This window comes from Duganella sp. (assembly GCF_039595735.1).
Taxonomy (GTDB): domain Bacteria; phylum Pseudomonadota; class Gammaproteobacteria; order Burkholderiales; family Burkholderiaceae_D; genus Rugamonas.
The window spans coordinates 57,723-75,923 of sequence record NZ_JBCNLB010000009.1 but is presented as its reverse complement, the minus strand read 5'-3'; the positions used below and the strand labels follow the sequence as shown (position 1 = coordinate 75,923).

The window sequence follows — 18,201 nt, the reverse complement described above, 5'->3', positions numbered from 1 at the left end:
AGGAGATGAACATGAAGCAAATGGTCAACAATATGCAAGCACAAACAAGCAGGAGCCCGATCAAGCGCGATACGCATACCGACATGGGCCTGGTCAACGCGCCACAGGAATTGGTGCCGTCACGCTACGCGCTACGGCTCGGCAAGCTGGACGTGCTGGTGATCAGCGACGGCGTGCTGCCGCTGCCCACCGCGACGATGGCCACCAATGTCGCGCAGGCCGACCTGGCGACCTGGCTCGACGATAATTTCATACCGCAAGACACCTTCGACTGGCCGCTGAACGTGATGGTGGTGCGCAGCGGCGAGCAGGTCATCCTGGTCGATGCCGGGCTGGGCGGACAGTTCGCTGGCTTCCCGCGTGCCGGGCAATTCCCCCAGCGCCTGCAGGCCGCCGGCATCGGCCTGGAGGCGGTGACCGACGTGATCATTACCCATATGCACATGGACCACGTTGGCGGGCTGCTGGTCAATGAGGTGAAAAAACGGCTGCGTCCGGACGTGCGCATCCACGTCGCCGCCGCTGAGGTCAAGTTCTGGACCGCGCCGGACTTCTCCCACACGGCGATGCCCAAGCCAGTGCCGGACGTGCTGCGCTCGACCGCCGCCAGCTTCTATGAGGAATACCGCGACCGGATTCGCCTGTTCGATGACCGGCATGAAGTCGCGCCGGGCGTGGTCGTGCGTCTCACCGGCGGCCACACACCCGGCCACAGCGTGGTTGATCTGGAATCCGACGGTGAGCGGCTGATGTTCGCCGGCGACGCCATGTTCCCGGTCGGATTCGAGCACCCGGAGTGGCAGAACGGCTTCGAACACGATCCCGCGGAGTCGGCCCGTGTGCGTGTCGGCCTGTTCCAGGAACTGGCGCGGAACGGCGGGCTGCTGGTGGCTGCCCACTTGCCGTTCCCCTCCGTCAGCCGGGTGGCCGTCGACGGCGACGCCTTCCGCTGGGTGCCGGTGATCTGGGACTATTAACCGCCTGATTTGATCCGATCCATGCAAACGGACTTCAATACGCCTGAAGCCGCGCCAGCACCCGCCATCTCGGTGCATGTCTGTCACGCAGAACCGATAGTCAACGCCGGCATCAGCGCGCTGCTGGCCTCCTGGCCGCAGGTGCGGCTGGCGGCGGCGTACGGGGCCGACGTGATCGTCACCGACTACGCGGACGCTTTGGCGCGGCTGGAGCAGGGCACACAGCACGCCAGACGGCTGATGATCATCAGCCAGCGCGAGCGCGAATGGGAGATTCGCACCGCGATTTCGGCCGGGGTGCACGGCTATCTGCCGCAGCGCTGCGCGGCAGGCGAGCTGCTGACGGCGGTGCAGGCGCTGGGCCGCGGCCAGTGTTACTTCAATCCGGAATTGCTGGAGCGCGCCATGCAGCACATGGCCAGCGGCAACCTGACATCGCGCGAAAGTGAGGTGTTGGAACTGCTGGCCATGGGCTACTGCAACAAGCGGATCGCGACCAAGCTCGACATTGGCGTTGGCACGGTGAAAACGCACGTCAAATCACTGTTCAACAAACTCGGCGCCACGGCCAGGACCCATGCGGTGGTGCTGGCCACCCAGCGCGGCATGGTGGCCTGATCCGCTGCCGGCAGGCGGCGGGCGGCCTATTTCTTCAAGGCGTCGATCAACTGCCGGGCTTCAAACAGCAAGGCCGCAGTGCACGCGTTTCCACTGGCGAAGGGCCTGCCGCTGGTGTTCAAGACCTGCATGCGCGAATCGACCCAATCCGCCGGATTTTCATGCGGCAGAAGCTCGGCGCTTGCTACGGCCGTGTAGTTCGGCGGGCGTGAGGGGCTGGATTGCACACTGGTACATTGAATGGTGATTTCCCAGCCTCGATAAATTTCTTGGACGATATGCGTCATTCGCGGCCCCAACTCAATATTGAAAGGATAGTAAAGCAATAGAAAAATGCCGATGATTGCATTTTGCTATCGAAACGGTTCCCGGCAATATGGGTACGTGATCCTGACGCTCGGCGTTGGTATTCAAAAAATATGTCCGTCATTGGCAAAAAACGTAAGTCACAGTTGTGATCTCGGTAATTAGAATCAGGTTAAAAAACCGAGGAGACAATATGAGACATGCATGGGTCGCATTGCTTTTTGCCACGCTTATCGCCTGCGGAGGAGGGACCGGCGCCACCAGCACTGCGGCGCCTGCCGCTCCGCCGGCGGCCAGCGCTGCGGGCTGTGGCAGCGCTCCCGGTCTGAGCACCGGCTTGCATTCGCTCACCAGCGGCGGTATCCAGCGCAGCTACTGGATCGAGATGCCGGCCGCGTATGACCGCAACAAGACCTATCCGGTGATCATCGGGCTGCACTGGCGGGATGGCAGCGCCGCCGATGTCTACGGTTGGAGCGGCTTTTTCGGGTTGAAGAATTTGTACGGTGCCAATGCCATCTTTGTTGCCCCGCAGGGCCTGGATAAAGGCTGGGCCAACACCGGCGACCGCGACATCCGCTTCCTGCGCGCCATGATCAGCGAAGTCCAGCAGGGCGCATGCACCGACCGGCAGCGTGTTTTCGCCACCGGCTTCAGCTTTGGCGGCATGATGTCCAACGCCATCGGATGCCAGATGGGCGACGTGGTGCGGGCGATCGTGCCGATGGCCGGTTCGCTCTGGAGCGGCTGTGCCAGTTCGTCCTCCAAGGTGGCGGCGATGTTCATCCACGCCAAAGACGACAACACCGTGCCGTACTCGGCGGGGATGGAGGCGCGCGATCTTTTCCTTAAACGCAATAGCTGTAGTGCCGCCACCGTGCCGGTGGGTAGTAATGGCTGTGTCGAGTACCAGGGCTGCGACAGCGGCAAGCCGGTGATGTGGTGCGGCACGGAGACCGGCGGCCACTGGTATCCGGCTTTTTCCGCGCAGGAGTCCAAGGCCTTCTTTGATCGGTTCAAATAGCCATGGCGTTCACGCGACGTTCGATGCTTCCCGCCGACTGGCTCACTCCATCCGCGTTATTCCGTTTATTGGCGGGCCGTGCCGCTGAGCGGTTAGCAGAAATCATGATGCCAGATGGACAATTTCATACTTGTGAGCGTGATAGCCGGTGGGTACGATCCGCTGATAGCAATACGCCGTGACGCTGCGGCCAACCACCACCCTGGAAAGACACCATGAAACGACGTGAGCTCCTGCAGCACATGGCGGCCGCCATCCCGGCGCTTGCCATGTCCCCGTATGCCGGCGCGGCCAGCGCCCGCTTGCCGATGGCCACCGGCCCGTTCGACCCGACCTGGCCCTCGCTGTCCAAATACCAGACCCCGGACTGGTTCCGCAACGCCAAGTTCGGCATCTGGGCGCACTGGGGACCGCAATGCGCCGCCGAGCATGGCGACTGGTACGCCCGCGGCATGTACGAAGAGGGCAGCGAACATTACAAGTACCACCTGGCCAGGTATGGCCATCCGTCCCAGTTCGGTTTCAAGGATGTGATACACAGCTGGAAGGCGGAGCGCTGGAATCCGGACGAACTGGTGGGCCTGTACAAGCAGGCCGGCGCGAAATACTTTGTGGCGCTGGCCAACCACCATGACAATTTCGACCTGTACCAGAGCCGCTACCAGCCCGATTGGAACGCCACCAAAATCGGCCCCGGCAAGGACTTGGTGGGCGGCTGGCGCGATGCCGCCCGCAAGCATGGCCTGCGCTTCGGCGTGAGCGTGCACGCGGCCCATGCGTGGACCTGGTATGAGACTGCGCAGGGCGCCGACAAGCACGGCCCGCTGGCCGGCGTGCCGTACGACGGCCGCCTGACCAAGGCCGACGGCCAGGGCAAATGGTGGGCCGGGCTCGATCCGCAGGCGCTGTATGCGCAGAATCATGCGCTCAGCAAAACCGGCGAACAAGGCGGCGTCTGGGACAAGCAGTGGGAGTGGGGCGGCGGCGCATCGGTGCCGGACCAGGCCTACGCGGACAAACTCTACAATCGCACCGTGGACCTGATCGACAGTTACGACCCGGATCTGGTGTACTACGACGACACGGTGCTGCCGCTGTGGCCGATCACCGACGTGGGACAGCGTTTAGTGGCGCACATGTACAACCGCAGCGTCGCCAAGCGCGGCAAGGTGGACGTGGTCGTCAACGGCAAGATCCTGAACGAAGTGCAGCGCCAGTCGATGGTGTGGGACATCGAACGCGGCCAGGCCAGCCGTATCGAGCCGCTGCCATGGCAGACCTGCACCTGCATCGGCAGCTGGCACTATGACCGCAACGTCTACGCCAACAAGGCTTACAAGAGCGCGCAGACAGTGGTGCACACGCTGATCGACGTTGTCAGCAAAAACGGCAATCTGCTGCTGTCCGTGCCGGTGCGCGGCGATGGCACCATCGACGAGCAGGAGCGCGCGATCGTCGAGGAGATCGGTCGTTGGGTGGCAGTCAATGGCGAGGGCATTTTCGACAGCCGGCCATGGGTCATCTTTGGTGAGGGACCGGTGGCGGAAAAAGCGGCGGTGCCGATGTCGGGCGCCGGCTTCAATGAGGGCAAGAATGAACCCTTCTCGGCCGCCGATATCCGCTTCACGGCTGGCAAAGGCGCGGTGTACGCGTTTGTGATGGGCTGGCCGGACGACGGCAAGGTCACTATCAAGTCCATGCGCGCGGGCGGCGCCCAGATGCAGAAGGTCACGCGCGTCGAGCTGGTGGGCGGCGGGGCGCTTGCGTTCAGCCAGACGCCGGTGGGCCTGCAGGTGACGTTGCCGCGCGAGCGATCCGCGCTGCCTTATGCAATTGCTTTGAAAGTGGTTTGAACATGACAGTTAAAAATTGGCGTATTGGTCTGGCGCTGGCGGCTGCCTTGGCGGGCGGCTGGGGCATGAATGCGTTTGCCAGTGGCGCGGCCGGTGCGTTTCACTGGACATCGAGCGCGCCGCTGATCTCCCCGCAAGCGGACCCGGAACAGAAAATTTATGGCGTCAAAGACCCTTCGGTGGTCTACGTGAACGGCAAGTATCACGTGTTCATGACCACCGCCGGGGCCAAGGGGTGGGGGCTGGCGTACACCAGCTTTGACCAGTGGTCGAATGCCGCCGCGGCGAAAATCGTCCCGCTGGACAAGTCCCCGATGGGGCCGGGTTATCGCGCAGCGCCGCAAGTATTCTATTTCGCGCCGCAAAAAAAATGGTATCTGGTTTACCAGGGCGGCGATCCGCTGTATTCCACCTCGGACGATATCAGCGATCCGATGTCCTGGAGCGCGCCGAAGCCGTTCTTCCCGGTGATTCCTGACATCGTCAAGCCACCGCAAGGCAAAGGCTGGCTGGATTTCTGGGTGATCTGCGACGAAAAAAAATGCTACCTGTTCAACACCGATGACCATGGGCGCCTGCTGCGGTCGGAAACCGATCTCGGCCGCTTCCCACATGGCTTCCGCAACACGGTGGTGGTCATGGCCGAAAAAACGGCCGACCTGTTCGAGGCCAGCAATACCTACCGGATCGCCAACACCGGCACCTACATCACGCTGGTGGAAGCCATATCGCCCCAAGGGCGCTATTTCCGGATCTGGAAGAGCGATCGCCTGGACGGCAAATGGGAAACGTACTCTGCCGCGCCGATGAATGCGTTTGCCAGCAGCGACAACGTCGAGCGGCTGTGGTCGGAAGGCATATCGCACGGCGAAATGATTCGTACCAATGTCGATCAGACCATGACCATCGATCCGTGCCGGCCGCTGGAATACCTGTTCCAGGGCAATGACCCGGCGGTGCGTGTGGACGACTACATCAAACTGCCATATCGCCTGGGGATCATTACGGCGAAAGGAGCCAATCCGATCAGCGCACTTTGCCGCTAAATTCTGGATATCCTGATGTGCGGTATCTTTCTTTCGTGGTAGTCTTGTTTTCTCAGGGTAACCTTAGTCAACAAGCCCCTATGCTGAAAAGAATCTCAGTCGATCAGGTACGCGTCGGAATGTACATCCAGGAGTTATGCTGCTCCTGGTTTGAAAGCCCGTTTTGGACCGCCAGTTTTTTGCTGAGTAATGATGCCGATCTTCATAAGCTGCTATCCAGCAATGTAAGCGAAGTGTGGATAGATACCGCCAAGGGGCGCGACCTTGATCATGATCCCGACCCGGGGCCGGCGGATGAGGAGGCGACGCAGGACATTGTCGTTCCGGCGGAGACAATCAAGACACAGCTGCCGGTTGGGATACGCGAGGATCTGGTCCGCGCCAGGAAAATCATCCATACGTCCCGCGACGCGGTGGCTGCCATGTTCGATGACGCCCGCCTGGGCGCCATGTTTGACACCGATTCAGCGCTGTCCGTTGTGGAAGAGATTTCGGCCACAGTACAGCGCAACCTTGGTGCCTTTCTCGGTCTGGCACGTATCAAGCAGAGCGACGATTACACGTATATGCACTCGGTAGCGGTCTCGGCAATGATGATCGGGTTGGCCAGGCAGTTGCGCATGAACGCGGACGACATCCGCGATTGCGGCCTTGCGGGCCTGCTGCACGACATCGGAAAAGTCGCCATTCCTGCGGATATTCTGAACAAGCCGGGCCGCCTGACCGATGAAGAGTTCCTGGTTGTCAAAAAACATCCCCAAGCCGGCTATGATTTGCTGAGTCCAGTTTCCGGCATGCCGGTGGCGGTACTCGATGTGTGCCTTCATCACCATGAGCGTGCTGACGGCAATGGCTACCCGGAGCATTTGGATGCAGCAAAATTGAGCGTGGTGGCCCGCATGGGCGCCATCTGCGACGTTTATGACGCCATCACTTCGAATCGGCCGTACAAATCAGGTTGGAGTCCGGCCATATCGCTGAGCAAAATGGCGACATGGGCCAAAGAAGGGCATTTTGACGAATCGATATTCCAGGCATTCGTCGAGTGCATCGGCATCTACCCTGTGGGCACGATGGTGCGGCTCAAGTCAAATCGGCTGGCGATCGTCATCGACAACAGCAAGTCCTTGCTGAAACCAACCATCAAGGTATTTTTCTCCATCCCCACCATGGCCTACACCCGGCCCATCATGATTGATTTGGCGGAGCCGGGGACCAATGATGCAATCGCCAGCATTGAAGACCACGAGAAATGGCAGATTGAGAATCTGGAACGTTTCTGGGTTGAGACCTGACGAGGGGCGCCATGTGAAGGCCCCTCACGGGCCATCGAAGCCGCTGTTTGTCCCAGCGCGTCTGCCTGCTGCGCCGATCACGCCACGCCCCTGATGTTCAGGGGCTTTTTTTCGGGAATGAAGGATTTCCCTACAGCAGATCAGGCACGCGCCTGATAGGCGGCGCGGCAACGCAACAGCATACTACCCGTATTTGATGGCAGGAAGAGGAAGCCACATGAATGCGATTTCGTTTTATAAGCAATATGTTTGCCGGCTCGGTTCGGTGCTGCACCTGCTGGACCAGATTCTGGCCCAGCCAGTCCCCGGGATGGGGACCGATGCGGAAGCGCGCCTGCGCACCCTGTTCGCGGAAGCCATGACAACATTTGAGACCGTCGCCGGCCGCTTGCACGCGCAGGCGCACGAAAGCGGGCTGGCGATCGACACCGAACTGGGCGCCAAACTGGCGGAATGCCGCGCCAAGCTGGCAATACTCGGAGCGCGTTGCGCTGTCAGCCCGCAGCACGCGGTGCTACTGGACAACTCGACGCGCGGGGAAGAAATTCCGACCTGAAAATCAGGATTTCCTGATGGGGGAATTTCCAACGAGGCACTATAATTGCCAATAAGAAATATCAAAAAAGCCGGGCCGGGCTTCTTGTTTTAGTAACGCCGCGAGCAGGACACACGATGAGCCTTGGAGACTCCCATAAAGTTGACTATATCCCGTTAGACCGGCATATCAAGTCCATCTCCCGCTACTATATGGGCACGCTGGTCGCGGTGATTGTCATCGTGCTGATCATTTACGCGTCCATGCAGGCCGTGATTGAACGCCATTCCGTCCAGCAGAACATCAGCTTCCTCACCAGTAATCAATTCATCGAATTCCAGCAGCTCAAAGCGACCGCGCGCGCGTTGATGCGCGGCGCCACCACCGACGTGGTTCCGGGCAATATGCTGAACCATATGATCGACGACCTGAACCAGCAAATCGCGAATATCAGGGACACCAGCGCGCAACTGCACCGGCTGCGCCGCCAGCTGGACCCGGACGCCAGACCGAGCGACCTCGACCAGCGTCTCGGCAGCTTTGTTGACCGCGCCGAAAAACTGGGCAAGCTAAGCAATGACAGCCGCAGCAAGCATTACTCCTTTTGGGGACCGATCGACTTCGCCGCCGCCTCCGACGGCGCCATCATGCGCGGCTTTCAACAGGAGGTGGCGCAATCGTTCAGCAAGAGCCAGGCAAGCATCATTGCGGCCAAGCGGATCAGTGCTTTGTTGATCCTGTCCTTGCTGGTGGCCGTATGCCTGATCGGCGCGCTGGTCATACTTCCGCTGCTGAAAAAACTGCGGACCGAGAACAAAAAGAAGGAAGCGTTCGAACGCGAGCTGTCGACGCTGGTCAACAAGGACAGCCTGACCGGGCTGTGCAACCGGCGCTCATTCAATAACACGCTGGACCGGCTGGTTCAGGCGGGGGCAGGCGCGCCCTTTGTGCTGCTGTTGATTGATCTTGATGATTTCAAGGCGGTCAACGACACCTTCGGGCACCAGACCGGCGATGGCTTGCTGACCGAAGTGGCGCAGCGCATCACCGCAAGCGTGGGGGCAGGCGCCATCGCCGCGCGGCTGGGCGGCGATGAGTTCGCGGTGCTGGCGCCGGGCGTGGCGGACAACGCGGCAGCCGCCGCGCTGGTCGCGGGCATCCGCGCGCGGCTGGTGGTGCCGTTCACCTTCGATGGACACATCCACCGGATCGGCGCCAGCATCGGCGGCGCCCTGTATCCGGATCACGGCGGCGACGCCAAGACCCTGATCCGCTGCGCCGATCTGGCGCTGTATGCCGCCAAAGCGGAACGCAACAGCCACGTCATCTTCAATGCCGCGCTCATGGCGGAGCGGCTGGCGGAAAGCCAGCTGCGCGCGGCCTTGTACCAGGCAGTCGAGGAAGACGAATTCCTGGTGTATTACCAGCCCAAGATCGATATCCGCACCGGCCGGCACCTGGCGTTTGAAGCGCTGGTGCGATGGCATCATCCGCAGTTCGGTGTCCTGCCGCCGGGGCGCTTCCTGCATCTGCTCGATACCGCGTCGCTGATGACCTCCATGACCGAGATCGTCGTGAACAAGGTGGCACACGACATCCGCGCCTGGCGCGATGCCGGCCTGGCGTGCGGCAGCGTGGCCATCAATATGCCGGAAACCACCCTGATTTCCGATGCCGGCTACAGCATGCTGACCAGCGCGGTGCAACGGCACGGCCTCGACTGGGGTGATATTGCGATCGAAATCACCGAAGACGTGTTTGTGAACAAGTACGCGGAGCAGATTCTGGCCACCGTGCTGAAGCTGCGCGAGCGCGGCGTGTCGATCGCGCTGGACGATTTCGGCACCGGTTTCGCCTCGCTGACCAACCTGCGCAATTTCCATTTCGACGATATCAAAATCGATCGCAGCTTCGTGTCTGAAATTGGCAAGGACGTCAAATCGGAGCAGATCATCAAGGCCATGATCAACCTGGCGGCCGATCTGGGCAAGAGTTGCGTTGCCGAGGGTGTGGAGACGGAAGAGCAGCTGCAGTTCCTGCGCCAGGCCGGTTGCGCGATCGGGCAGGGCTATCTGTTTGCGCAGCCGCAGCCATTCGAAGTCGCGACGCCGGGCCTGGCGTCCATGCTGGTAACCTCATGAGCAAGCCGAGTTGACGATGATCACACGCAGACACTACATGCTCCAGGGATGGGCAGCCTTGATACTGGCGCTGGGCGGCTTGCCGTGTGCCGGCGCACAGCAGCCGACCGTGGAAGTCGCCCATTATTGGGTGTCGCCTAACGAGCGCAAGGCGTTCGACGTCTATCGCGATGCCTGGAAAGGGCTGGGCGGCAAATGGTTCGATCTGCCTTCCAAAAACAAGCTGGCCGAAGTCAATATGACCACCGACATGATTGCCAACGGCTATCCTCCCGCGGTCATCCAGTGGAACGCCAACCGGGAAAGCATGGAGCTGGCATCGATGGGCGTCATCCAGGACATGGAGGATGTCGCGGCCGCCGACCGCTGGCGCGACTTCCTGCCGCCCAACCTGGTGAATCACATCAGCTACAAGGGCCATATTTATTTTGCGCCGGTTGGCATCCACGCTGAAAACTGGGTCTGGACCAACAAGAAAATTTTCGAGCAATTGAAGCTGCCGGTGCCGACCAGCTGGGATGGCGTGCTGGCCAGTGCCGCCAAAATCAAGGACGCCGGCTATGTCCCCATCGCGCTGGGATCGGGCGCTTGGGAGATTTCCCTGCTGTTCAATGACATCGTCTATTCCGTCTACGGCCCTGAGGGCTATACGCGCCTGCTGGCCGGCGGCGATGCCAACGCCGCCATGGAGCCGGCCATGCTGAAAGCGCTCGATATTCTGCGCCGCTTGAGCGTCTTTGTTGACCCTGCCCGGAGCGGCAAGACCTGGGTCGAGGCGACGCTCTCGGTGGGACGGGGCCGGGCGGCGATGCAGTTCATGGGCGACTACGCCAAGGGTGAGCTGGAGCAGGCCGGCTTCATGGTCGACAAGGATTTTCGCTGCACCCTGGCGCCGGGGACGAGTTCGATTTATTTTGTGGTGATCGACGCGTTTGCCTTCCCGGTGTCCAACAACGAACAGGTGCGCCGCTCGCAACGGCTGTTCGCGCGCCAGCTCATGGACGTCAAGCACCAACTCGCCTTCAACCGCATCAAGGGATCGATTCCGCCGCGTACCGACATCCAGCGCAGCAATCTGGACAGTTGCGGGAAAACCGGCCTGGCGCTGATCTCGCGCGAGCACGGCCAGGTGTACGCGCAATCGATGCTGATGCCGCCGCAGATGTCGCAGGGATGGATCGATATCGTTGCCGACTACTTCAACCATCCCCAAATCTCGCCACAGCATACGCAGCGTCAGCTGGCCGATGTGCTGGCGCAAAAATGAGGATGAGGACGGGGCCGCGTTCAGTCAGGTGCGGACGGCAGACGCAGGTGCACGCGGCGGTTCAGATTGAGCGCCTTGATGTCGGCGCCGAAGAATTCCTCGATCAGGCGCGCTTTGAGTCCGCTTGCTTCGGCTTCTTTCAAAGCCCGTTCGATGACAGGCCGGTAGCGCGCCGCCGAGGCGTTCAGATAGAAGCGGAAGTCGGCCCGATATTGCAGCAGCAGGTGCTGTTCCACCATCAGTTCCGGATGGCTGCGCGCTTCTTCCAGCACCTCGATCACGCCGCGCGGCAGGTAATCGACATTGCGGTTTTCCGCTGCCACCATGGCGTAAATCGTGCTCCATGGCGCGGCATGCTGGTACAGCGGCAGACCGGCCGCCTTCCATACTTTGGTATCGCCCCAGCCGGCGCCGAAGCCGGCAATAAGGCCGGTGCGCTGCAAATCGCCCACCGAACGGACACGCGCGAAGGTCTGCGCGTCGGCGCGGCGTATCAGTAACACCCGCTGGCCGATCAGGCCATTGGTCAAGGCGCCGCCCACGGGAACCAGATTGTTGTCGTGATCTTTTTCCGCCGACTGCATGCCATAGAACAGATTGATGTCGCCCTTGCCCAGCATCCACCACATGCGGCGGGCGGGAATGTCCTTGACGTACTGGATGTGGTAGGGCTGCCTGATCAGTTTCAGCGATTCCTCCAGCAGCCGGGTGAAGTAGTCGGCGCGGCCATCGGATACCACCGCTATGCGTAGTTCAAGCGGCGCGGCGCCCGCTGCAGGGGCGGGCGTGGCTATCGATGAAAACAGGGCACTAGCGAAACAGGCAATCAATCGCAGCTTCACAATCACTTTCGCGGGCTCCGGCGAAAAGTCGTGATTGTAGCCTACCCCTTATTGCTGAGTGATTTCCGCGACGTAGTCACGGTAGGTGCGCAGCGGGCGGCCCAGCAGGCTGGTCAGGCGCTCGACGTCGCCGGCGGCAGGCAGCATGCCGTCGATGTGGAAGCGGTCGGCCATCAGGCGCATGTCATAGGCCATCCAGGTCGGCATGAAGTTGCGCATGGTCTGCTCCAGGCCGGCCGTATCGTCGCCGGCGTAGGGAATGGGGCGGTCCAGCACGGCCGACCAGATGGCTGCCGCCTGCGTGCCCGTCAGGGTTTCCGGGCCGACCAGGTTGATGCGTTCCACCGTGGCCGTGGCGCCGGTCCCTTGGCTCAGGGCGATGGCCGCAACCTCGGCAATGTCGCGCGGATCGATCATGGCGATGCCTTTGCTGCCCAGCGGCATAGGATAAACGCCATACTGCTGCACCGCGTCCTTGATGGTCAGCTCGTTGCTCATGAAATAAGCCGGACGCAGGATGGTGGCGCTGACGCCCATGCGCTCAATCATGCGTTCAACCGCGTACTTGCCGGCAAAGTGCGGCACGTTGAACGACAGATCGCTGTTGATGACCGATAGATAGACCACGCGCTGCACGCCCGCTTCCCTGGCCAGATTCAGCGTGACCAGGGCCTGGGTGAACTCATCGGCCACGGCCGCGTTGAGCAGGAACAGGGTGGACACCCCCTGCAGGGCGCCGCGCAGCGAATCCGGGTTCAGCAGGTCGCCTTGCACGACTTCGACCGCGGCCGGGAAGCCAGCCTTGGCCGGATCGCGCACCAGTGCGCGCACGGCGGCGCCGCGCTGATGCAGTTGTTCGGTAACGAGACGGCCAATGGTGCCAGTAGCGCCGGTAACTAAGATGGTCATGATATTGCTCCTTGTGTGTGGTTAAGTGACAGGAGCCATATTAGGCATTCCACAGGTGATCCGAAAGATGGTAAATTTAGACATACTGTCTCATAGGTGGAACACATGGATCTGCTGGCACTCGTTGATTTCAATCTGGTCGCCCGCCACGGCGGCTTTGGCCGCGCGGCGCGCGCGAGCGGACGGCCGAAAGCCACGCTGTCGCGCAGAGTGGCCGAGCTGGAAACCAGCCTGGGCATGCGCCTGCTGGAGCGCGGCGCACGCGGCTTGAAGCTGACCCAGGAAGGGCGGGCGCTGCACCAGCGCACGGCGGTGCTGCTTAACGAGATCGACGAGACGGCGGCCGCCATCGCCGCTGGCGGCGACCAGCCGCAGGGGCTGTTGCGTATCAGCGCGCCGCTGCTGTTCTCGCAGGCAGCCATGGGCAAGCTGGCGGCCGGCTTTGCGCTGAAGTACCCCGCAGTACGGGTGGAGGTGACCAGCGAAGACCGCCCCGTCAACATGGTCGAGGAGGGCTACGATCTGGTGATCCGCGTCAATCCCGACCCGGATGCCAGCCTGGTAGGACGCATTTTCCTGCGCGACAAATTGGTGGTGGTAGGAGCGCCCGGCTTGCGCCGCGGCGCGCCCCAGGACAGGGTGCCAGCCGTGGTGCGCACCGGTACCGACCAGGCTGCCAGCTGGAACGTGCTGACTGCCGAGGGCCGCTTGAGCCTGGCGGTTGATCCGGTATTGGCCCTGAGCTCGCTGTTCATGGTACGCGATGCGGTCAGGCTGGGCGTGGGCGTGGCACGTTTGCCGCTGTCGCTGGTCAGCCACGATCTGAACGCGGGCGTGCTGGAACAATGGGGCGAGATAGACGGGCCGGACACCGCGCTATGGGCGCTTTATCCCTCACGCCGGCTGCTGAGCGCGCGCGTCTCGGCCTTCCTGGCCTATCTGAAGGAAGCTTTCCCGCTGGGCAAGCCGGAGGAACTGGCCGCGTACTGCCTGTCCGCCTGACGCCGGCTGGAATTAACCGAGGCCTGGGCACCAGCTGGCCGGCGATTCTTTCACCCTGTTCCCGTCCAATCGGCCCGGAGTTGCATGATTGCATCATCAGCGCCTGCAGAAGTGCGGGGTTTTCGCCACACATTGAGATGGAATCGCCGCAGATTTCGTCCGGCGTCAACATGGCTGCGGCCGGGTTCGGTGTGGCGATTATTCGGGAGTCGGTCGGGCAGGTGCGGGCCGAGCGGGTTAGCTATCATCGTCTTAGCGACGAGGGGCTGCACACGGCGATCGCGCTGGTGACGCGGCCGCGCGAAAAATCGGTCACAGTGCGCAATCTGGTGACTTTGGCCTGTGTCAAGTGATATCGAAATCGATATCAATCACGATAAAAAAGTTATTGGTATCCTGCCAATTCCAAGACTACATTGGTAGCGCTACCTAATGTTAGCGCAAACATAAAAACAGGAGACTATATGAGACAACCACTGCAGCGCACTATCATCAATCTCGCCGTCGCCAGCGCCTGTGGCGTGCTGGCCATGGCGGCCCACGCCCAGCAGGCGGCGGATCAGGCCCAGCCTGAACAACCACAGGAAGAGGTCAAGACCGTCACCGTGTCCGGCTCGCGCATTGCCGCGCGCGGCTTCACCCAGCCGACGCCAACCACCACGCTGTCGTCCGCCGACCTCGACAAGGCTGCCAAGCCGAACATTTTCGAATCGCTGATCGAGCTGCCGGCATTGCAGGGCAGCACCGGCCGCACCACCAACACCTTCAGCACCTCCAGCGGCATCCAGGGCCTGTCCTCGCTGTCGCTGCGCGGCCTCGGCACCTTGCGCACCCTGACCCTGCTGGACGGCCAGCGCGTGGTGGGCGCCAACGTCACCGGCGTGACCGACGTCAGCCAGTTCCCGCAACTGCTGGTCAAGCGGGTGGACGTGGTGACCGGCGGCGCCTCGGCATCCTACGGTTCGGACGCCATTGGCGGCGTGGTCAACTTCATCACCGACAAGAAGTTCACCGGCTTCAAGGCCAATGTCGCCGGCGGCATGACCAAGTACCACGATGACAAGAGCGGCACCGTGCAGGCCGCATGGGGCAAGGGCTTTGTCGACGACCGCCTGCACGTCACCGTCAGCGGCGAATTCACCAAACAGAACGGGATTGATTCGCCGGGCTTCGGCCAGGTGGGGGCGGGCGGCCGTACCTGGTACAACAATCCCGCGCTGCAGGAATCGACCAAGGATATGCAGGCGGCCGGTCTGCCGCGCTATCGCATGATCAGCAACGCCCAGCACATCCAGTACGCCAAATACGGCCTGATCACCAACGGCCCGCTGAAAGGCACGGCCTTCGGTCCGGGCGGCACGCCATATCCGTTCCAGTACGGCACCGATTGCGTCGGCAACTTCTGTATCGGCGGCGACCGTTCGGGCAGCGTGGGCGCCGGCACCAATCTGGCGATGAACTTCAAGCGCCAGGTGGCGTACAGCCGCATCTCGTGGGATCTGGACGCCGACAATGAAATCTATGTCACCGGCAACTGGGCGCAAGTCACCTCGGCGTTCTCGCCGAATCCGGGCGCGGCCAAGCAGGGCAATCTGTCCATCAAGTGCGACAACGCTTACCTGCCGGCCTCGGTGGCGGCGGGCTGCGCTTCCGGCTACCCCAGCGGCGTGATGTCGGTCGGTACGGCCAACGCCGAATTCCCGGCCAACATCAATGTGCACCCGACCCGCACCCAGCGCCGCTTTGTGGTCGGCGCCAACGGCAAGTTCCAGCTGTTCGGCAAGGACTGGTCGTACGACGCTTACGCCGAGCACGGCGAGAACAAGACCATCATCGACGTCAAGGACATCACGCTCAACCCGCGCTACAACTTTGCCATCGACGCGGTCCGCGATGCCAACGGCCAGATCGTCTGCCGCAGCGCCGCCGCCCGCGCAGCAGGCTGCCAGCCGATCAACATCTTTGGCGACGTGCCGATCAACATGGCTGGCTGGAACTATATTTCGCCAGCCAACGGACCGCGTCAGCACACGGATTCGACGCAAAATGTAGTTAGCGCTAACATCAACGGTGACGTCGCGCAAGGCTGGGCTGGCCCGATTTCGATGGCGTTTGGCGCCGAATGGCGGCGCGAGGATTACTCGGTTTATGGCGATCCTTATGGCGCCGGCGTGGCACTGGAATCGCCGTACAGCGCGGCCTATCCGGCCGATCCGACCTTGTCCGTCACCGGCGACAACTGGTTCGCCGGCAACTACCACAACGGCAAGGGCGCGTTCAATGTGAAGGAAGCCTATGTCGAGTTCAACATTCCGTTCCTGAAGTCGGCCACCTGGGGCGACGCCAACCTGAACATCGCCGACCGCGAAGAGAAGTACAGCACGGCCGGCAAGGCGCGCGCCTGGAAGCTGGGCGCCACCTGGCAGACCCCGATCGATGGCCTGCGTTTGCGTGCGGTGAGCTCCAGGGATGTGCGCGCTCCGAATCTGTCCGAGCTGTTCGCGGCCATGACGGTGACCAACCAGGCGGTCAACAACAACCAGGGCCAGTCGATCCAGATCCAGCAGCGCAACGTCGGCAATCCGTCGCTGAAGCCGGAAGAGGCGCGCAACAATTCCTTCGGCCTGGTGCTGAGCCAGCCGAGCTGGGCGCGCAACTTCAACTTCTCGGTGGATTACTACGACATCAAGGTCAAGAACGTGATCAGTTCGCTGAATCCGCAGCAGGAAGTTGACCTGTGCTACGGCGGCAACCAGCAAGTGTGCTCGGCGGTGTCGATCAACGGTCCTGCCGGCACCAACTATGTGCTGGCGCAGAGCTTCAACTTCGCTTCGCTGCACACGCGCGGCGTCGACTTTGAGTTGGCTTACCGCAAGAACATGAGCGACTTCGGCTTGCCGGGCAGCGTCACGCTGCGCGGCCTGGCCTCGCGCATGATCCACTCGATCTCCGATCCTGGCGTGCCGGGCACCACCCCGATCGAAGGCGCGGGCGCCATGACCGGCGCCACGCCGAAGTGGAAGGCCATGGTGTCGGAATCGTGGGATGGTCTGCTGGGCGGCAAGCTCGGCCTGAGCCTGACGCAACGCTGGATCGGTGCCGGGGTATTCAACAACGAATACATCGAGTGCCAGACCAACTGCCCGCTGCCGACCGCGGCGCACCCGACCATTTACGACAACCACATGCCGGGTGCGGTGTACTTCGACTTTGGCGGCAACTACAGCGTCAACAAGCAGGTCTCGGCCTACTTCAAGATCGACAACCTGGCCGACCGCGCGCCAGTGCTGGTGCCGCAGACCAACCTGAGCCTGGGGCTGAACCCGGCCTTGTATGACTCGGTAGGACGTACCTACCGGGTTGGCATGCGGGTCAACTTCTAGTTCAGTCGGCTGCGGCCGGCGCCGGCAGGCTGACGCCGGCGCTGGTCTGCACCACCGGCTTCATGGTGCCGTCCGGATTGTATTGCAGATATTCCACTGTGACTGCCCGGCGGCCGATAGCGCCGCTCTGGTCGCCAATGGCCAGAGTGGCGTTGTGCAGGAACAGATACCAGTGGTCCTTGAATCTGGCGATGCCCGGGTGGATGGTGAAGCTGTATTTGCCGGAGCCGGTCAGCAGGCCGCGATAGGTCCACGGGCCCTGGATCGACGGCGCGGTCGCGTACGAGATGTGCTCGTCGCGCTGGGTGCTGCGGTCCAGCGAGGCGTAGGTCAGGTAGTACAGATTGCCGCGCTTGTGCAGCCACGGGCCTTCCTCAAAATGCGGTGGGGTGATCTCGGTGATCGGGCCATCCAGCTCGATCATGTTCGGCTTCAGCCTGGCGATGTAGCACTGGCGGTTGCCCCAGGCCAGCCAGGCGGTGCCGTCGTCGTCCATGAACACGGTCGGATCAATATCTTCCCAGCTGTGCGGGCCTTTCGGCGTCATCTGATTGGTCACCAGGGCGGAACCGCGCGCGTCCACAAACGGGCCGGTCGGCTTGTCCGCCACCGCCACCGCGATCGCCTTGCCCGGATGGCTGGCGTCGTGTTCCACCGCCGCATAGAAATAGAACTTGCCGTTCTTTTCGATGGTCTGCGCAGCCCAGGCGTCCGCCTTGGCCCATTTGAAATCCTTGACGTTCATGACCGGACCATGGCTGGTCCAGCTGCGCATGTCCCGGGTCGAATACACCAGCCATTCGCGCATATTGAACATCTGGTCGCGCTGCGCCTCGTCATGGCCGACATACAGGTACAGGGTATCGCCCACCACCAGCGGCGCCGGATCGGCGGTGAAGCGGTCGCGGATGATGGGATTGGAGCCGGGCGCGGCGCCAGGCGCAACTTGCGCCAGCGCGGTGGCCGACAGGCAGAGCGCGCTGAGCGCCATCAGTTTATGCAT

General features: G+C 61.9%; 16 protein-coding genes. 12 read left to right on the top strand and 4 right to left on the bottom strand.

The window, feature by feature from the left end; translation table 11 throughout:
• Nucleotides 1-83 precede the first annotated feature (83 nt).
• Entirely contained in the window at nucleotides 84-977 is an 894-nt protein-coding gene (locus ABDW57_RS16645) for an MBL fold metallo-hydrolase (RefSeq protein WP_343731390.1), read from the top strand.
• Nucleotides 978-998: 21 nt separating this feature from the next.
• Nucleotides 999-1,595 carry a response regulator transcription factor gene (locus tag ABDW57_RS16640; protein ID WP_343731293.1) on the top strand — a complete coding sequence of 199 codons (597 nt, stop codon included), beginning with the start codon at nucleotides 999-1,001 and terminating at the stop codon, nucleotides 1,593-1,595.
• Nucleotides 1,596-1,621: 26 nt separating this feature from the next.
• On the opposite strand, the gene ABDW57_RS16635 is transcribed toward ABDW57_RS16640, so the two are convergent.
• Entirely contained in the window at nucleotides 1,622-1,882 is a 261-nt protein-coding gene (locus tag ABDW57_RS16635) for a hypothetical protein (RefSeq protein WP_343731292.1), read from the bottom strand.
• 212 nt (nucleotides 1,883-2,094) lie between these two features.
• On the opposite strand from ABDW57_RS16635, the gene ABDW57_RS16630 reads away from it, so the two are divergent.
• The 7 genes from ABDW57_RS16630 (at nucleotide 2,095) to ABDW57_RS16600 (ending at nucleotide 11,062) form a co-directional block, all read left to right on the top strand.
• Nucleotides 2,095-2,925, top strand: coding sequence for a prolyl oligopeptidase family serine peptidase (locus ABDW57_RS16630; RefSeq protein WP_343731291.1), 831 nt, complete (start codon nucleotides 2,095-2,097; stop codon nucleotides 2,923-2,925).
• Nucleotides 2,926-3,140: 215 nt separating this feature from the next.
• Nucleotides 3,141-4,778 (top strand): alpha-L-fucosidase, encoded by a 1,638-nt coding sequence (locus ABDW57_RS16625; protein ID WP_343731290.1) that lies wholly within the window; start codon nucleotides 3,141-3,143, stop codon nucleotides 4,776-4,778.
• A 2-nt stretch (nucleotides 4,779-4,780) separates the two neighbouring features.
• The gene (locus ABDW57_RS16620; protein ID WP_343731289.1) at nucleotides 4,781-5,824 is read left to right on the top strand and encodes a non-reducing end alpha-L-arabinofuranosidase family hydrolase; all 1,044 of its coding nucleotides are present in this window, start codon (nucleotides 4,781-4,783) and stop codon (nucleotides 5,822-5,824) included.
• A gap of 80 nt (nucleotides 5,825-5,904) precedes the next feature.
• A complete protein-coding gene (locus ABDW57_RS16615) occupies nucleotides 5,905-7,119 on the top strand; it encodes an HD-GYP domain-containing protein (protein WP_343731288.1) in 1,215 nt (404 codons plus the stop codon).
• A 217-nt stretch (nucleotides 7,120-7,336) separates the two neighbouring features.
• Nucleotides 7,337-7,675: a hypothetical protein gene (locus tag ABDW57_RS16610; protein ID WP_343731287.1), complete on the top strand. Its 339-nt coding sequence runs from the start codon at nucleotides 7,337-7,339 to the stop codon at nucleotides 7,673-7,675.
• Nucleotides 7,676-7,866: 191 nt separating this feature from the next.
• Nucleotides 7,867-9,795, top strand: coding sequence for an EAL domain-containing protein (locus ABDW57_RS16605; RefSeq protein WP_343731286.1), 1,929 nt, complete (start codon nucleotides 7,867-7,869; stop codon nucleotides 9,793-9,795).
• 16 nt (nucleotides 9,796-9,811) lie between these two features.
• Nucleotides 9,812-11,062: an ABC transporter substrate-binding protein gene (locus ABDW57_RS16600; RefSeq protein WP_343731285.1), complete on the top strand. Its 1,251-nt coding sequence runs from the start codon at nucleotides 9,812-9,814 to the stop codon at nucleotides 11,060-11,062.
• Between the two features lie 20 nt (nucleotides 11,063-11,082).
• Here the strand turns inward: ABDW57_RS16600 and ABDW57_RS16595 are convergent, their stop codons facing one another.
• Both ABDW57_RS16595 and ABDW57_RS16590 read right to left on the bottom strand, forming a co-directional pair.
• Nucleotides 11,083-11,904 (bottom strand): hypothetical protein, encoded by an 822-nt coding sequence (locus ABDW57_RS16595; RefSeq protein WP_343731284.1) that lies wholly within the window; start codon nucleotides 11,902-11,904, stop codon nucleotides 11,083-11,085.
• A 48-nt stretch (nucleotides 11,905-11,952) separates the two neighbouring features.
• Nucleotides 11,953-12,813 carry an NmrA/HSCARG family protein gene (locus ABDW57_RS16590; RefSeq protein ID WP_343731283.1) on the bottom strand — a complete coding sequence of 287 codons (861 nt, stop codon included), beginning with the start codon at nucleotides 12,811-12,813 and terminating at the stop codon, nucleotides 11,953-11,955.
• 105 nt (nucleotides 12,814-12,918) lie between these two features.
• On the opposite strand from ABDW57_RS16590, the gene ABDW57_RS16585 reads away from it, so the two are divergent.
• From ABDW57_RS16585 to ABDW57_RS16575, 3 genes are all read left to right on the top strand, one after another.
• Nucleotides 12,919-13,815 (top strand): LysR substrate-binding domain-containing protein, encoded by an 897-nt coding sequence (locus tag ABDW57_RS16585; protein ID WP_343731282.1) that lies wholly within the window; start codon nucleotides 12,919-12,921, stop codon nucleotides 13,813-13,815.
• 80 nt (nucleotides 13,816-13,895) lie between these two features.
• Complete coding sequence (locus tag ABDW57_RS16580) at nucleotides 13,896-14,168, top strand: LysR substrate-binding domain-containing protein (protein WP_343731281.1); 273 nt, start codon at nucleotides 13,896-13,898, stop codon at nucleotides 14,166-14,168.
• Between the two features lie 111 nt (nucleotides 14,169-14,279).
• Nucleotides 14,280-17,198, top strand: a complete 2,919-nt coding sequence (locus ABDW57_RS16575; RefSeq protein WP_343731280.1) for a TonB-dependent receptor — start codon at nucleotides 14,280-14,282, stop codon at nucleotides 17,196-17,198.
• 1 nt (nucleotide 17,199) lies between these two features.
• Here ABDW57_RS16575 and ABDW57_RS16570 read toward each other — a convergent pair whose 3' ends face one another.
• Nucleotides 17,200-18,201: a glycoside hydrolase family 43 protein gene (locus ABDW57_RS16570; protein WP_343731279.1), complete on the bottom strand. Its 1,002-nt coding sequence runs from the start codon at nucleotides 18,199-18,201 to the stop codon at nucleotides 17,200-17,202.

Coding starts and splice junctions, on each gene's coding strand:
- ABDW57_RS16645 (WP_343731390.1), top strand. CDS start 84: ATGGGCCTGGTCAACGCGCCACAGGAATTGGTGCCGTCACGCTACGCG.
- ABDW57_RS16640 (WP_343731293.1), top strand. CDS start 999: ATGCAAACGGACTTCAATACGCCTGAAGCCGCGCCAGCACCCGCCATC.
- ABDW57_RS16635 (WP_343731292.1), bottom strand. CDS start 1,882: ATGACGCATATCGTCCAAGAAATTTATCGAGGCTGGGAAATCACCATT.
- ABDW57_RS16630 (WP_343731291.1), top strand. CDS start 2,095: ATGAGACATGCATGGGTCGCATTGCTTTTTGCCACGCTTATCGCCTGC.
- ABDW57_RS16625 (WP_343731290.1), top strand. CDS start 3,141: ATGAAACGACGTGAGCTCCTGCAGCACATGGCGGCCGCCATCCCGGCG.
- ABDW57_RS16620 (WP_343731289.1), top strand. CDS start 4,781: ATGACAGTTAAAAATTGGCGTATTGGTCTGGCGCTGGCGGCTGCCTTG.
- ABDW57_RS16615 (WP_343731288.1), top strand. CDS start 5,905: ATGCTGAAAAGAATCTCAGTCGATCAGGTACGCGTCGGAATGTACATC.
- ABDW57_RS16610 (WP_343731287.1), top strand. CDS start 7,337: ATGAATGCGATTTCGTTTTATAAGCAATATGTTTGCCGGCTCGGTTCG.
- ABDW57_RS16605 (WP_343731286.1), top strand. CDS start 7,867: ATGGGCACGCTGGTCGCGGTGATTGTCATCGTGCTGATCATTTACGCG.
- ABDW57_RS16600 (WP_343731285.1), top strand. CDS start 9,812: ATGATCACACGCAGACACTACATGCTCCAGGGATGGGCAGCCTTGATA.
- ABDW57_RS16590 (WP_343731283.1), bottom strand. CDS start 12,813: ATGACCATCTTAGTTACCGGCGCTACTGGCACCATTGGCCGTCTCGTT.
- ABDW57_RS16585 (WP_343731282.1), top strand. CDS start 12,919: ATGGATCTGCTGGCACTCGTTGATTTCAATCTGGTCGCCCGCCACGGC.
- ABDW57_RS16575 (WP_343731280.1), top strand. CDS start 14,280: ATGAGACAACCACTGCAGCGCACTATCATCAATCTCGCCGTCGCCAGC.
- ABDW57_RS16570 (WP_343731279.1), bottom strand. CDS start 18,201: ATGCATAAACTGATGGCGCTCAGCGCGCTCTGCCTGTCGGCCACCGCG.